Genomic DNA, 13,966 nt, shown 5'->3' on the forward strand with positions numbered 1-13,966 from the left:
GCGGCGCCAATAAAAGCGCGAAAAGCCGCGTGACACGGGCGGGCAGCGAACCTGTGGTCAACCGCGCAGTGCAGTCACCAGCTCGGCGAGCCATGGTTCGGCGTCCGTTTCCGGGGTGACACTTTCACTCGCGTCCAGGCGCAGCATCGGCAGCACTTCGCGCACGCCGAGTTCGACGAACAGCTCACGCAGTTGCTCGCCGCCAGCGCAAAAGGTATCGCCATAACTGGCGTCGCCGAGGCCGATCACGGCGCCGGGCAGGCCGCGCCAGGCAGCAGGCAGTTGGTCGCGAATGCTTGAATACAAAGGTTGCAGGTTGTCCGGCAGTTCGCCCATGCCGGTGGTCGAGGTCACCGCCAAAAAGGCCTGCGGGGCAAAGGCCTGCACGTCTGCCAGGCTGGCACGAGGGTTGTGCCAGGCGTCAAAACCCGCTGCGTTGAGGATGTCGGCAGCGTGGCGGGCGACTTCTTCAGCCGTGCCGTAAACCGAGCCGGAAAGGATGGCGACTTTCATCAATCTGATCCTGTGGTTAAGCGAAAGCGTGGGATATTAGCAGTTGGCACAGATATTTCAGCGCGTGCCGTGCAACACTCAACCCGTGCCATACACTCCAAGTGCCAGAAACACGCCATGGACCGCTCTATGATTAACGCCCAACTGATGCAAATGGTCATCAATGCGTCCAACGACGGCATCGTCGTCGCCGAACGCGAAGGCCAGGACAAACCGCTGATCTACGTTAACCCCGCGTTCGAACGCATGACCGGCTACACATTGGATGACATCCTGTATCAGGATTGCCGCTTCCTGCAGTCGGGTGACCGTGACCAACCTGGCTTGTTGGCCATTCGTGAAGCGCTGGGGCAAGGTCGTTCCTGCCGGGAAATAGTGCGCAACTACCGCAAGGACGGCACACACTTCTGGAACGAACTCTCGATTTCGACGGTGTACAACGACGCTGACAAGCAGACCTATTTCGTCGGCGTGCAGAAAGACGTCACCACACAGGTGAAAGCGCAGTTGCGCGTGGCGCAGTTGGAAGCGCAAGTGGCCGAGCTTAAAGCGCAGTTGGCGGCACTCAAGTCGACAAGCGGTGATAACACGCTGTAAATAACCCAGTCGTTAGAGCAGTATTGGCGTTTTATTACTTAACCCTTGAGCAACATCATGCAACGCGACGCTTTACTGACGCAGGACGAAATGGAGTTTATCCAGGACATGGCGCATAACCCGCAGCTCAACCTGCGGGATACGTGGTCGAGCCTGACCGTCAACGGCGGTGCACAGATTCGCGATTTGCTCACCCGGTTGGCCGCTCACGACAACGTGACCATTCAGGCGCAGTTCGACAACCAGCAACTGACCTTCCCCTTGCACCTGGTGGAAGACGAGTTTCATGCGGTTCATCTGCGCTTGGGCGTGCCGAGCATTTTCGAAGACGGCCCGATGATCCGCCCCTGGCGCCTGGTGCTCGAAAAGCCGGTGGCACTGGAGAACGTGAAAAGCATCCCTGGCGCTTTGTGGGTGCATGAGGTGTCGTTCAAGGGCGTGCTGCTGGAGAACCGTGGCCGCGGCAAACCACCCAAAACCTTTTGCCTGCGGTTCAGCCCGTCCGGTTACGAACGCATTGCGTTGCGCGGCACGCTGGAGCGGGAAACCGCCCGGGGTTTATTCGCCTACCGCCTGAGCCAAAGTGATACGGACGAAATAGCGCGCCTGCGCCAGTTCATCCTGCACCAGCACCGCCTGGTTCACCCACACTTACACGCCTGATTCAGCTGTCCAACCGGCCACTGATAAATTGCTGCAGACGGCGTTGCATCAAACGCCCTTCATTGCCCAGACAGCCGATGGAACTACCTGCCAGGCTGTCTTGCGCCAGGTCGCACGCATCGCCGGCCAGCAGCAAGGGGCAATCGAGCGTCAGCGCAAGGCGCTTGAGCCGCGCCGGTAAATCGCTGGTGGGCGAGCGGTTGGAAAACAGCACCAAGGCCTGTGGCCGGATTTTTTCGCAGACCAGCGTTAATTCATCGAACGGCTGACCGACGCCGATGATTTTCACCGCCAGCGCTTCTCCCGACATCAATAAGCCTGCGACCAATAATTCAAGCTCGCGGCACTCTGCATCAATCGCCGACAAAAGCACCCTGGGCACCGGCAGCTCGCAGGCCAACTGCAAGCGCTGCGCAGTGCGCGAACGCAGGAAGTTATCAAAGAACAGCCATTCACTGGCTTGACCAAAACGCCCTTGATGGCGCTGCAGTTGCTGCCACAGCGGCATGAAGATGTTTTGAAAAGCGACATTGACAGGGTAAGCCGAGAAAATCCGGCCATACACGCGGTCCAGTTCGCGGTCATCAAAATCACTGATTGCCAGGCGCATCTGTGCTTGCAGTTGGCCCAAATCATCTTGGGTATCCGCAGACTGCGCGGCGCCGGGTACTTCGTGCGATTCGTCACGCGCGAGAATCTTGCCGACCTTGCTCACGGCCACGCCGCGTTCGATCCACTCGAGAATGCGCTGCACGGTGTTGATATCGGTGCTCGAATACAACCGATGCCCGCTTTCGGTGCGCGTAGGCTGGATCAAACCGTAGCGTCGCTCCCACGCGCGCAAGGTAACCGGGTTTACCCCGGTGACTCTTGCGACTTCGCGAATCGGAAACAACCCCTCGGCGTCGGCGTCGTCGACCTGTGTGGTTTCGCGTTGAAGCTCAATGATTTCAGGCATCAGTGGGGGCAAGCTGCCGGTTGAAGTTGAATCCCATTAACGCTGATTGAAGCGTCTGATTCAAGGGCTACGGCAATCCGTCCGAAGTCTCTGGCGTATTCAGGTAAAACAGGAATAATCCTTGCTTGCTGCTTTTGCGACAAAGAGCAACGCAGTGGCCTACCCGCCTCCGCGTTTGTGCGCCGCCTACCCGGCTTAGCGCACCTGATTACTTGGAGATACACAATGTCTACCTCACCCGTTACCTTGATGGTTGCGCGCCGCGTGGCAAAAGGGCGCTATGAAGAACTGATGGCCTGGCTGCGCGAAGGCGAGCAACTGGCCACTGACTTCCCCGGTTACCTGGGTTCCGGCGTGCTGGCACCGCCGCCCAATGATGATGAATTCCAGATCATCTTCCGCTTCGCCGATGAAAAAACCCTGCATGCCTGGGAATTCTCCGCCTCACGCAGCACTTGGTTAAGCCGTGGCAGCGAGCTGTTCGCCGACCCGTCCGAGCACCGCGTCAGTGGCATTGATGGCTGGTTTGGCACCGTGGGTGCACGACCGCCACGCTGGAAGCAGGCAGTGGCGATTTGGCTGGCATTCTTCCCGGTGTCGCTGCTGTTCAACTTTGTGCTGGGGCCACTGCTCGGCGAGCTGGACCTGTTCACCCGCGTGCTGGTCAGTACCCTGGCGCTCACACCGTTGATGGTTTACGTGTTCATCCCGCTGTCGACGCACCTGCTGGCGAGCTGGCTGCACCCGACCGTAGCGCGCAAGGTCACCGAAGCCGCTGCGTGAGTACAGGGGCGACCGCTCGCTGGTATAGTTTCAACTTGCCCGCGACGTGAGCCTCCCATGACTGCAACAGACGCCCCGATCCTGATCACCGGTGCCGGCCAGCGTGTCGGCTTGCATTGCGCCGAGCGCCTGCTGGACGAAGGCCATTCGGTGATTTTCAGCTACCGCAGCGAACGCGCCGGCGTGCACACGTTGCGCGAGCGCGGGGCGGTCGGGGTGTTTGCCGACTTCTCAAGTGAGGCCGGCATTCTTGCGTTCATCACAGCACTGAAAGCGCACACCCACAGCCTGCGCGCGATCATCCACAACGCCTCGGCCTGGGTCGCGGAAACCCCTGGCGACGAAAGCCGCGCTTTCGCCGACATGTTCAGCGTGCACATGCTTGCGCCTTACCTGATCAACCTGCATTGTTCACCCTTGCTGCAACGCTCTGCACCTGCCGACATCGTGCACATCAGCGATGACGTGGTGCGCAAGGGCAGCCGCCAGCACATTGCCTACTGCGCCACCAAGGCCGGGCTCGACAGCTTGACGTTATCGTTCGCCGCGCAATTTGCGCCGCAGATCAAGGTCAACGGTATCGCACCGGCCATGGTGATGTTCAACGAAGGCGACGACGCGGCCTACCGCGCCAAGGTGCTGGCCAAATCCGCCGTGGGCATCGAGCCCGGGCCGGAGGTGATCTACCAGAGCGTGCGTTACCTGCTGGACAACCCCTATGTCACCGGAACCACCCTGACCGTCAACGGCGGGCGACATATCAAGTAAGCCGTTCGTGAGGATGTTGTATGACCTTGTCCCTGCCCCACCACTACCACGAGATACTCAAAGGACTGGGTGAAGACCCGGCACGCGAAGGCCTGCTCGACACCCCGAAGCGCGCCGCCAAGGCCATGCAGTACCTGTGTCACGGCTACGCGCAGAACCTGGACGAAATCGTCAACGGCGCGCTGTTCGCGTCCGACAATGACGAGATGGTGATCCTCAAAGACATCGAACTGTATTCGCTGTGCGAGCACCACTTGCTGCCCTTTATCGGCAAGGCCCATGTGGCCTATATTCCGACCGGCAAGGTACTCGGCTTGTCGAAGCTTGCGCGCATTGTCGACATGTTCGCGCGGCGCCTGCAGATTCAGGAAAACCTCACGCGGCAAATCGCCGACGCGATCCAGCAGGTCACTCAGGCCGCCGGCGTAGCGGTGGTCATCGAAGCCAGGCATATGTGCATGATGATGCGCGGCGTGGAAAAACAGAACTCAACCATGAACACCTCGGTGATGCTCGGCGCCTTCCGCGAATCGAACACCACGCGCATGGAGTTCCTGCAACTGATTGGACGGAGCAAGTAACAATGCCACAACTTCAACCAGGCATGGCGCGCATCCGGGTCAAGGACCTGTGCCTGCGCACCTTCATCGGCATCAACGAGGACGAGATCCTCAACAAGCAGGATGTGTTGATCAACCTGACCATTCTGTACGCCGCTCAGGAAGCAGTGCGCGACAATGATATTGATCACGCGCTGAATTACCGCACCATCACCAAGGCCATCATCGCCCACGTCGAAGGCAACCGCTTCGCCCTGCTTGAGCGCCTGACCCAAGAACTGCTGGACTTGGTGATGAGCAACGAATCGGTGCTGTACGCCGAAGTCGAAGTGGACAAACCGCACGCGCTGCGCTTTGCCGAATCGGTGTCGATAACGCTCGCGGCGAGCCGCAACCAGCAAGTTTGAAGCTACAAGCCGCTAGCTACAAGCTACAAGCTGACCCTGTTCCAACTTGCAGCTTGAAGCTTGAAGCTTGCCTGCTGAAAGCTGCCCCTGTTCCAACTTGCAACTTGAAGCTTGCCTGCTGAAAGCTGCCTCGAAGAGACCTCTATGAACGATCAACAACGCCTGGAACTTGAAGCCGCCGCCTTCCGCCGCCTGGTAGCGCACCTGGACAGCCGCAAGGATGTACAGAACATCGACCTGATGAACCTCGCAGGCTTCTGCCGCAACTGTTTGTCCAAGTGGTACAAAGCCGAAGCCGACCAGCGCCACATCGAGCTGAGCCTGGATGACGCCCGCGAAGTGGTGTACGGCATGCCGTATGCGCAGTGGAAAGCCGAGTATCAAAAAGAAGCCAGCGCCGATCAACAGGCGGCGTTCGCCAAAGGAAAAACCCATGACTGACCTGAACACCCTGCGCGCCAGCCTCGACAGCGGCGAACACCTGTTTGCCGACACCCTGGCGTTTATTGCCGCAGGTTACGACTATCAGCCGCAAGCCTTCACCAACGGCTCGGTGGAAAACGCTGCCGGGCAGAACGAAGGTTCGTGCAAAACGTTGGGCCTGGCGTTGCTGGAAGGCTTGAGCGATCAGCAAGCGCTGCTCGCGTTTGGCGAGCATTACCGCTCGGTAGTGGCGACGCCTGAGGGCAGCGACCACGGCAACATTCGTGCTTTGATTGCACAGGGTTTGGCCGGTGTGAAGTTCACCGCGCAACCGCTGACGCGAAAGTCCTGAGTCAGCCCCGCGTACAAAAAGTCTCGGCACCTGAGAGGGTGTTATCAAGCCATCCCTTTCAACTTGGTTTACAGCCTTGAACGCTGGGTAGCGCTGACGCGCTATCTGGCACATGGCGTGTGAGATTTAGCCCTCTATAACCGCAAAGTGCGGTAACCGCCCAAGTCATGCAACGTGACTTCGGCGCAGGCTTACGAACGGTCGGACAGCCGTGTCGGAAGCGTCCTGCATCAGTTCTTTTGCCGCTTTGTTAGCGTGCCCGGCACTTAAGCGTGTTCAAGCCAGAGGCCTGAGCATTGCCTGCCGCCCCGCAATCGGATCAAGGATAAGCGCATGTACGCGCCGGCCAATACTGCGCACTTCGCGTTGGTGATTCCCGCTGTTCGCAACGACTTCAAGGTGCTGGCGTTTCACGGCACCGAAGCCATCAGCAGCTTGTACGCGATCCAGGTTGAACTGGTCAGCGAGTACCCTGATTTCGATCTGGAGAGCCTGCTCAGTCAGCCGGCTTTTTTACAGTTTGGCCTGAACGGCGAAGGTATTCATGGGCGCATCGAAGATGTCTGCGTGGGTGAAGCCGGCAAGCGTCTGACCCGTTATCACCTGACCTTGGTACCGGCTCTGTACTACTTGCAGTTCAGCCACAATCAACGGATTTTCCAACAGTTGACGGTGCCGCAAATTGTCAGCCAGGTACTCAACGGCCATGGCATTCAGGGCGACTCATACACCGTTCATGTCAGCGCCCGCCCCGCGCGCGAATACTGCACTCAATACCTGGAAAATGACTTCGAATTCGTTCAACGGTTGTGCAGTGAAGACGGGATTTCGTGGCACCACCAACACAGCCCGGATGGCCACCAGTTGGTCTTCACCGACAACCAGGCTTGCTTCCCTTTGCTGGGTGACACGCCGTATCAGCAAGGCACTGGCCTGGTGGCTGATCACCCGGTCGTCAGCGAGTTCTGCATGCGGTTCAGCACCCGCACCAGCAAGGCCACACGCCGGGGCTATGATTTCAAACGCCCGAGGTTGCTGCGCGAAAGCCAGTTCACCGCCGAGTTCAGCCCTGCGCTTGAAGACTACGGTTACCCGCATCTGATCGAGAATGAAAAACTCGGCAAGCAGCTGGCCCGACAAGCCCTGGAGCGACACCGCGCCGACTACCAGTTGGCCGAGGGCAAAAGCGACCAGCCAACCCTGCGCAGTGGTTACTTCTTTAACCTGACTGAGCATCCGCGTGCGCAGTGCAATGAGTTGTGGTTGTTGCTCAATGTGACCCACTCCGGCAAACAACCGCAGGTGCTTGAAGAAGCAATCAGCGATGAGGCTAAACCCGAAGACGGCTTTACCCAAGGTTACCGAAACAGCTTCAACGCGATCCCGTGGGACATTTTCTACCGCCCGCCGCTGGTCTCGCGCACGTCGGTGTTGGTCAGCCAGACCGCCCGTGTCACGGGTCCTGAGGGCCAGGAAATTTTCTGTGATGACCACGGGCGGGTCAAAGTTGAGTTCCACTGGGACCGCGCCGAATTGGGCAGCGACAAAAGCAGCCGTTGGCTGCGGGTCTCATCCAGTTGGGCGGGCGATAGTTTTGGTTGCGTGACCATCCCGCGCGTCGGCATGGAAGTGGTGGTGACCTACCTGGAAGGTAACCCCGACAACCCGCTGATTACCGGGTGTGTGCCTTACCAGCTCACGCCGGTGCCATACCCGTTGCCCGAGAACAAAACCAAAACCGTGCTGCGTAGCCAAAGCTCTCCGGCGAGTGGCGGCTACAACGAGCTGTCGATTGAAGACCGCAGCGGCCAGGAGCTGATTTACCTGCGGGCTCAGCGCGACATGGAGCAAAAGGTCATCAATGACAGCCGACTGGAGGTGGGTAACGAGCGCAGGCAAACCATCCACGGCAACAGCACCACGCTGCTCGGGGCGCAAGAACACCGCACCGTCAGCGCTGACCGCAAAGTCCAGCTCAAGGCTAACGACCATTTGCAGGTCGCCAGCAGCAGCCATACCCGTGTGGGTCAAACGCTGGTGATTGAAGCCGGCCGAGAAGTGCACCTCAAATCCGGGGCCAACATCATCATTGATGCCGGGGCCAGCATTACCTTCAAAGGCGGTGGCCAACACATCGTGATAGGCCCTGACGGTATTTTCAGCAGTAGCGAGATTCAAATCGGCGGGGCTCCTGCGCGAGGAACGCCCGCCAAACCACTATTGCCGGGCATAGCGACGGCGCTGTCGAACACACCCGAACTGCCAATACTCGCCCCGACGCAAGCGTTGCTGACAACCGCCAGCAACGTCAAAGGCGCTGACGCGTGCCCGCTTTGCGAGGCCTGCAAGAACGGCCTTTGCCTGCCCCAAGGAATGACAGCATGACGGCCACCTGCCCTCGGCAATGGATGCTCGAACAGCTAACACTCGACCGCACGCTGTGCCTGATCCTCGGCTCGGAGAGCCAACTCGGCGCCCGCCACGCCTTGCTGAACACCCGCACACCTGATCAGCACCGCAACGTATACCGGGAAACCCAAGCCTGCGATTTGGCCGATGCGGGGCCTTTAATACTCCACGTCGACCACCCGGACGATGAGCGCATCACAGAACTCGTGCAGGTGCCCGAGCGCAATTGGGGCTGGCTGGCGAGTATTGGCAAGGATGACCTGCCTGCGCTGAGCCAGCACTGGCGCGAGCGCGTGGTTACCGGCACACGGCCCAACCAAGCGCTGTACCGTTTTCACGATAACCGCGTGCTCGGCCGAGCGGTGCGGCATATGCCGGAAGAGGCACGCCCTGCGTACCTCGGGCCGGCGATCAGTGTGTGTTATTGGCACGGCGCAGGCTGGGAAATCGCCCACAACCCGGCTCCCGGCGAACACCCGCTGCCTGCCGACCCGCCGTGGCTGAGCGTTCCAGTGCCGGCGAGCCTGTCGATGGAGATGCTTCAGTCGAATATTTACCGGTATCTGTGGGCAGAACACAGCGACGACCTGATGCGACTCAGCCAACGCCACGACCCCGGCGAGTGGCTGACGGAACAACTCTCGCAGGCTCAGGAGTGGGGATGGTCGGCGCCTGAACAGGTGCATTTTTTGATTATCAGTAAATTAAATGAAGCTGAGCCGCCGCTTATAAAAAATTGGTTACCTCATAACGGCGAAGCACCGCAGGTTCACTTCGAGCGCCTGTTTAATGAAGTGAAGTTTTGGTCTGGGGAGTCATCAGTGTGAGGGTTTTAGGTCGGGTTAATCCGCAGTGCTTTCGGGGCTTGTTTGCGTGCGCAATGGCGTTGGTATTTTCGGGCTGTTCGATAGTGCAGACGGAGAGCTTTACTTTTCAGGCTGAATTGCCGGAAAACTTTACTGTTGGTGCGGTTACGCATTATGAATCTGTATCTGGTGAGATGTGCTCTAAGCGTAAAGCTTTTCGCAGCAAGGAACGCAACGCGGCGAACCTTGTGGAACTGCAGCTACCGCTCACAGACACAGCGAAGGGCTGTTCAATGGTTCTGAAAAAAGTTGTGCTACATATAACGGGGCAGTGGGGCACGCGTGAACTGGACATGAGTCTACAACAGGCCAGTATATTAATACGCGACGAGCCTTCAGAAACAGTTCGCCCTTTCCCTATTTCGGGACCGCTTGTCTTTCAGGCGCAGTGCCAGTGGTTTTTCCGCACGGCAGGACCGAAACGGTATATCAGGAAAATTCTAGAGTGCCGAGCGCTAGACGCAAATGGCGTTTTGCAAAAACAGCTTGCGGGTGCTGCGTTGCAGCGTGATCAGTTAGCGGGCAAGACAGTGAAAATGGTGCTGACGGTGGCAAAAGAAGAAAAGCCTTATTTTGACCGCTACTGGATAAAAACGACTAGTGGATGGAAACCGTGCAAGGGTAATTGGGGTCGCGACATTGAAGAGCTGTGTGTAAATCCACCTCAATTCAAACCTTTCAAAATGCCTGATGGACGTGACTGCACCGTATACCCCAACTGCACTGAATAAGGACATAAAACAATGGGCTCGTATAAACCTATGTCACTGGAGCAATCCGCATGATGTGCATACGACACGTTACGCCCCACTATATTAGATTAATACTTGCTAGCGCGATGGCGTTGGTCGTTTCGGGCTGCTCAATAGTGCAGCCAAAGAGTTTCACTTTTCAGGCTGAATTGCCGGAAAACTTTACTGTTGGTGCGGTTACGCATTATGAATCTGTATCTGGTGAGATGTGTTCTAAGCGTAAAGCTTTTCGCAGCAAGGAACGCAACGCGGCGAACCTTGTGGAACTGCAGCTACCGCTCACAGACACAGCGAAGGGCTGTTCAATGGTTCTGAAAAAAGTTGTGCTACATATAACGGGGCAGTGGGGCACGCGTGAACTGGACATGAGTCTACAACAGGCCAGTATATTAATACGCGACGAGCCTTCAGAAACAGTTCGCCCTTTCCCTATTTCGGGACCGTTTGTCTTTCAGGCGCAGTGCCAGTGGTTTTTCCGCACGGCGGGGCCGAAACGCTATATCAGGAAAATCCTAGAGTGCCGAGCGCTAGACGCAAATGGAGTTGTGCAAAAACAGCTTGCGGGTGCAGCGTTGCAACGTGATCAGTTAGCGGGAAAGACCGTGAAAATGGTACTGACGGTGGCGAAAGAGGAAACGCCGTACTTTGGGCGTTCATGGCTAGAAACACCAAAGGGTTGGAAGCCTTGCGTCGAAACGAAAGAGACTTTTCGCTGCCAGGCTCCACCGACCTTTACCGATTTCAAAATGCCTGATGGACGTAACTGCACCGTCTATCCCAACTGCACTGAATAAGGACATAAAAATGGGCTCGTATAAACCTATGTCACTGGAGCAATCCGCATGATGTGCGTACGACACGTTACGCCCCACTACCTTAGATTCATATTTGCTAGCGCGATGGCGTTGGTCGTTTCGGGCTGCTCAATAGTGCAGCCAAAGAGTTTCACTTTTCAGGCTGAATTACCGGAAAACTTTACTGTTGGTGCGGTTACACATTACGAATCAGAATCAGGTGAGATGTGCTCTAAGCGTAAAGCTTTTCGCAGCAAGGAACGCAACGCGGCGAACCTTGTGGAACTGCAACTACCGCTCACAGACACAGCGAAGGGCTGTTCAATGGTTCTGAAAAAGGTTGTGCTACACATCGAGGGGAAGTGGGGCGAGCGTGAACTGGAGATGAGTCTGCAAAGGGCCGGTTTATCAATACGCGACGAGCCGTCAGAAACAGTTCGCCCTTTCCCTACCTTGGGACCGCTGATCTTTCAAGGCCAGTGTCAGTGGTTTTTCCGCACTACAGGTCCACGTCGCTACATCGTCAAAATACTGGAGTGCCGAGCGCTAGACGCTAACGGCATTGTGCAAAAACAGCTTGCGGGTGCTGCGTTGCAGCGTGATCAGTTAGCGGGCAAGACAGTGAAAATGGTGCTGACGGTGTCGAAAGAAGAGCTTCCAGCAGTTGGTGACAGTTGGATTAAATTTCCAAATGGATGGAAGCGTTGTATGGGTAAAGGACCCGACGACTTTTACGGATTTTGCCGGGGAAATACCAAGGACTTCATACCTTTCAAAATGCCTGATGGAAGTAACTGCACCATCTATCCCAACTGCACCGAATAAGGACATCACCGATGGGTTCGTATAAACCGATGGAAGATTCACATAAGCCGGCTTTTAGCGACAAGATGCTTGCCTGCCCGTTAAGAGGCCACTGTGTAAGTTTTCAGTTGGTGGACGAGTTCGGTGATGGTAAATCCTACGCTGGTCTTGCTTATACCCTTCAAGACAGCGCAGAACAGAAATATTCCGGAGCCTTAGACGCCCAAGGGTTTGCCAAAATTGAAGACTGCTACCGTGGGCCAGTTGCACTCAGTTTTGACACTGCATATGACGGAAGCGAAGATTTGTACCGCAACTTGATCAAACGTGAATTTTATCCACTCCCAATCACCGAACTCCAAGTCCGCGCCGAACAAACCCGCTTCTTTCACAAAGATGGATTCCCTGCCGAACACAACCCCGCGTTAAAAGCGGGAGACACATTTATCCAAGTGGAAGCGCGGGACTTGGTCAAACAGCGCGCGCATTTACCGCCGCCCCTTAAACGTAAATACCCACCGAATGACCTCTTAATCAGAGCACTTGATGAACTGAGGCTTAGTCCAGAGCCGTTATCTCTGAAGGGTGTCGGGCTGCTGTCTAACCGGCACACGCTACTACAAGTTCGCCCCCTGCGTGCATTCAGGCCCATGCTCTCAACCGACAATGCCTTCAGCGCACTCAACCTTTACCAGCTCGCAATCATGTCGAACCTGAGCTATAACGATTTCGGCCAAAAACCCGCCAAAGAACCTGTGGACACCGTGAGCTTTCCACTGGAACCCAGTGTGGGTAACTTTTTTGGTGAAGCGCTTCCCAACTATCGAGAAAGCTGGAAGGTAGACAGTTCGCAGTCGCCGGTTCACCGTTTCTACCCACTGTATGAGGAAGTTCCTTACTCGAAGCGCTTTGAGATTTTACCGTTCGACCCAACCCTATATGAGCAAAACAAGCCGAGCGACATTCAGGAACATCCTGCCAATCTGCATTTTTTTGATGACACCAGCGAGTACTGGCTAAGCGGCAAGAGCACGCAGGCGTTCATTACCCATCATGATGAGGTGATTTTGATCGCTATCCGTGGAACATTGGAGTTGTCAGATTGGTGGCGTGATGCGGATGCAGCACAAGTTCCTTTCAGCGAGGGGAAAGGGAACGTCCATCATGGCTTTTACGATGCGTATAAGGCGTTAAAAAAGTTTGTTCAGGACTATCTGAATAGGTTTCACATCGACCAAAAAATCATTATCAGCGGCCACAGCCTGGGCGGTGCGATTGCTTTACTGCTGGCGGAAGCATTGCGATCTGATAAAACCAAGAACTACGACGTTCTCCTCTACACCTACGGATCGCCGCGTGTAGGTGATGCCACATTCGTCGCCGCTGCCGAGCCGCTGACCCACCACCGCATGGTCAACAACAACGACATGATCCCCGGCGTACCCGCACCGTGGATGAATGCACGGCGAAGCATTTGGATTACCGGGCTTGCGGGACTTTTTATTACCAACCCGGTGTTAGGTATTTTGATTTTCGTCGCAGGCCTGGTTCGTGTGGGTGGCGCGCCCTATGAGCATCACGGCACGTTGCATCACTTTATGCCGGTGAACTTCAACGAAAAGCAAATTTCGTCGATTCTCTGGAACCCGGGGTGTGACTCCATTGAAGAGGCCGCGTGCACGCGTGCGCTGGCCAAGGACGGCGACCTGCCGTTTCGGGGTGGTTTTATCGATCAGGCCATGAGCTTTGCTGATCACAGTATACCGGGGGCCTATATCCCGTTTTCCTGGGCAACCTTTAGACGCTGGCAACAAACCGAGGAAACCAAGGGCACGGTGGTGACTAAACGTGAATATGATGTGGTGGCGTCGGCACTGACGACCATGCGCAGCAAGGTGTACGACCAACGCAAGCGAACAATGGACACGCTGCGCTATTGCAACAACGACCCCGAGTACCTGCAAACGGTGACCGAGTTGTCCGGCGAGTATTACAAGCTGCAAGATTCACTGCAGCGGCTTGAACGATTACGCGTGCGCGCACTGAGGCGGGTGGATGTTTACGGCAGCGCGGCGCACTCGCCCAACCTGGAAGCCGCTCTGCAACGCTGGAAGGGCCAGCGGGAGAACACACTGCAGGTGCAAATTGCGATGATTCCCGAGCCGGACGATGTCGCTTCGATGTTCGCCTCCCGCAGCAGTGGGCCATATACATTCGACATCGATTCGATTACTTAGCGGGCGTGATGCGCGGACAATCGGTCGCGAATTCTCGTCATGATTGTTCCCATGCTCTGCGTGGCAATGCTGCCTCAGAC

Annotated in this window: 16 protein-coding genes; 14 read left to right on the forward strand and 2 right to left on the reverse strand. The window is 56.6% G+C overall.

The window, feature by feature from the left end:
• Positions 1-57 precede the first annotated feature (57 nt).
• Positions 58-513, reverse strand: coding sequence for a flavodoxin (locus ACOZK9_RS01710; protein WP_058414916.1), 456 nt, complete (start codon positions 511-513; stop codon positions 58-60).
• A gap of 129 nt (positions 514-642) precedes the next feature.
• On the opposite strand from ACOZK9_RS01710, the gene ACOZK9_RS01715 reads away from it, so the two are divergent.
• On the forward strand, positions 643-1,110 hold the full coding sequence (locus tag ACOZK9_RS01715; protein WP_122252040.1) for a PAS domain-containing protein: 468 nt from the start codon (positions 643-645) through the stop codon (positions 1,108-1,110).
• A 57-nt stretch (positions 1,111-1,167) separates the two neighbouring features.
• On the forward strand, positions 1,168-1,773 hold the full coding sequence (locus tag ACOZK9_RS01720; RefSeq protein ID WP_058414918.1) for a hypothetical protein: 606 nt from the start codon (positions 1,168-1,170) through the stop codon (positions 1,771-1,773).
• A 1-nt stretch (position 1,774) separates the two neighbouring features.
• Here the strand turns inward: ACOZK9_RS01720 and ACOZK9_RS01725 are convergent, their stop codons facing one another.
• The gene (locus tag ACOZK9_RS01725; protein ID WP_421555153.1) at positions 1,775-2,731 is read right to left on the reverse strand and encodes a MerR family transcriptional regulator; all 957 of its coding nucleotides are present in this window, start codon (positions 2,729-2,731) and stop codon (positions 1,775-1,777) included.
• A 225-nt stretch (positions 2,732-2,956) separates the two neighbouring features.
• On the opposite strand from ACOZK9_RS01725, the gene ACOZK9_RS01730 reads away from it, so the two are divergent.
• From ACOZK9_RS01730 to ACOZK9_RS01785, 12 genes are all read left to right on the forward strand, one after another.
• Complete coding sequence (locus tag ACOZK9_RS01730) at positions 2,957-3,514, forward strand: putative antibiotic biosynthesis monooxygenase (RefSeq protein WP_152751344.1); 558 nt, start codon at positions 2,957-2,959, stop codon at positions 3,512-3,514.
• Between the two features lie 57 nt (positions 3,515-3,571).
• Entirely contained in the window at positions 3,572-4,282 is a 711-nt protein-coding gene (gene folM / locus ACOZK9_RS01735; RefSeq protein WP_058414921.1) for a dihydromonapterin reductase, read from the forward strand.
• Between the two features lie 20 nt (positions 4,283-4,302).
• The gene (gene folE / locus ACOZK9_RS01740; RefSeq protein WP_058414922.1) at positions 4,303-4,863 is read left to right on the forward strand and encodes a GTP cyclohydrolase I FolE; all 561 of its coding nucleotides are present in this window, start codon (positions 4,303-4,305) and stop codon (positions 4,861-4,863) included.
• Positions 4,864-4,865: 2 nt separating this feature from the next.
• Positions 4,866-5,249, forward strand: a complete 384-nt coding sequence (gene folX / locus ACOZK9_RS01745; RefSeq protein WP_099235551.1) for a dihydroneopterin triphosphate 2'-epimerase — start codon at positions 4,866-4,868, stop codon at positions 5,247-5,249.
• A 144-nt stretch (positions 5,250-5,393) separates the two neighbouring features.
• Positions 5,394-5,690, forward strand: coding sequence for a DUF1244 domain-containing protein (locus ACOZK9_RS01750; RefSeq protein ID WP_058414924.1), 297 nt, complete (start codon positions 5,394-5,396; stop codon positions 5,688-5,690).
• The gene (locus tag ACOZK9_RS01755) at positions 5,683-6,024 is read left to right on the forward strand and encodes a HopJ type III effector protein (RefSeq protein ID WP_152751342.1); all 342 of its coding nucleotides are present in this window, start codon (positions 5,683-5,685) and stop codon (positions 6,022-6,024) included. Before ACOZK9_RS01750 ends, ACOZK9_RS01755 begins: the two co-directional genes overlap by 8 nt.
• A 333-nt stretch (positions 6,025-6,357) precedes the next feature.
• The gene (locus ACOZK9_RS01760; RefSeq protein ID WP_421555154.1) at positions 6,358-8,409 is read left to right on the forward strand and encodes a type VI secretion system Vgr family protein; all 2,052 of its coding nucleotides are present in this window, start codon (positions 6,358-6,360) and stop codon (positions 8,407-8,409) included.
• Positions 8,406-9,260, forward strand: a complete 855-nt coding sequence (locus ACOZK9_RS01765; protein ID WP_152751338.1) for a DUF4123 domain-containing protein — start codon at positions 8,406-8,408, stop codon at positions 9,258-9,260. Before ACOZK9_RS01760 ends, ACOZK9_RS01765 begins: the two co-directional genes overlap by 4 nt.
• A gap of 53 nt (positions 9,261-9,313) precedes the next feature.
• Complete coding sequence (locus tag ACOZK9_RS01770) at positions 9,314-10,030, forward strand: hypothetical protein (protein WP_421555155.1); 717 nt, start codon at positions 9,314-9,316, stop codon at positions 10,028-10,030.
• Positions 10,031-10,137: 107 nt separating this feature from the next.
• Entirely contained in the window at positions 10,138-10,845 is a 708-nt protein-coding gene (locus ACOZK9_RS01775; RefSeq protein WP_421555156.1) for a hypothetical protein, read from the forward strand.
• Between the two features lie 105 nt (positions 10,846-10,950).
• Complete coding sequence (locus tag ACOZK9_RS01780) at positions 10,951-11,670, forward strand: hypothetical protein (protein ID WP_421555157.1); 720 nt, start codon at positions 10,951-10,953, stop codon at positions 11,668-11,670.
• A gap of 11 nt (positions 11,671-11,681) precedes the next feature.
• A complete protein-coding gene (locus tag ACOZK9_RS01785; RefSeq protein WP_421555158.1) occupies positions 11,682-13,886 on the forward strand; it encodes a lipase family protein in 2,205 nt (734 codons plus the stop codon).
• Positions 13,887-13,966: the final 80 nt, after the last annotated feature.

It is taken from the genome of Pseudomonas kitaguniensis (assembly GCF_049199985.1).
GTDB lineage: Bacteria > Pseudomonadota > Gammaproteobacteria > Pseudomonadales > Pseudomonadaceae > Aquipseudomonas > Aquipseudomonas kitaguniensis.

Coding starts and splice junctions, on each gene's coding strand:
- ACOZK9_RS01710 (WP_058414916.1), bottom strand. CDS start 513: ATGAAAGTCGCCATCCTTTCCGGCTCGGTTTACGGCACGGCTGAAGAA.
- ACOZK9_RS01715 (WP_122252040.1), top strand. CDS start 643: ATGATTAACGCCCAACTGATGCAAATGGTCATCAATGCGTCCAACGAC.
- ACOZK9_RS01720 (WP_058414918.1), top strand. CDS start 1,168: ATGCAACGCGACGCTTTACTGACGCAGGACGAAATGGAGTTTATCCAG.
- ACOZK9_RS01725 (WP_421555153.1), bottom strand. CDS start 2,731: ATGCCTGAAATCATTGAGCTTCAACGCGAAACCACACAGGTCGACGAC.
- ACOZK9_RS01730 (WP_152751344.1), top strand. CDS start 2,957: ATGTCTACCTCACCCGTTACCTTGATGGTTGCGCGCCGCGTGGCAAAA.
- folM (WP_058414921.1), top strand. CDS start 3,572: ATGACTGCAACAGACGCCCCGATCCTGATCACCGGTGCCGGCCAGCGT.
- folE (WP_058414922.1), top strand. CDS start 4,303: ATGACCTTGTCCCTGCCCCACCACTACCACGAGATACTCAAAGGACTG.
- folX (WP_099235551.1), top strand. CDS start 4,866: ATGCCACAACTTCAACCAGGCATGGCGCGCATCCGGGTCAAGGACCTG.
- ACOZK9_RS01750 (WP_058414924.1), top strand. CDS start 5,394: ATGAACGATCAACAACGCCTGGAACTTGAAGCCGCCGCCTTCCGCCGC.
- ACOZK9_RS01755 (WP_152751342.1), top strand. CDS start 5,683: ATGACTGACCTGAACACCCTGCGCGCCAGCCTCGACAGCGGCGAACAC.
- ACOZK9_RS01760 (WP_421555154.1), top strand. CDS start 6,358: ATGTACGCGCCGGCCAATACTGCGCACTTCGCGTTGGTGATTCCCGCT.
- ACOZK9_RS01765 (WP_152751338.1), top strand. CDS start 8,406: ATGACGGCCACCTGCCCTCGGCAATGGATGCTCGAACAGCTAACACTC.
- ACOZK9_RS01770 (WP_421555155.1), top strand. CDS start 9,314: ATGGCGTTGGTATTTTCGGGCTGTTCGATAGTGCAGACGGAGAGCTTT.
- ACOZK9_RS01775 (WP_421555156.1), top strand. CDS start 10,138: ATGGCGTTGGTCGTTTCGGGCTGCTCAATAGTGCAGCCAAAGAGTTTC.
- ACOZK9_RS01780 (WP_421555157.1), top strand. CDS start 10,951: ATGGCGTTGGTCGTTTCGGGCTGCTCAATAGTGCAGCCAAAGAGTTTC.
- ACOZK9_RS01785 (WP_421555158.1), top strand. CDS start 11,682: ATGGGTTCGTATAAACCGATGGAAGATTCACATAAGCCGGCTTTTAGC.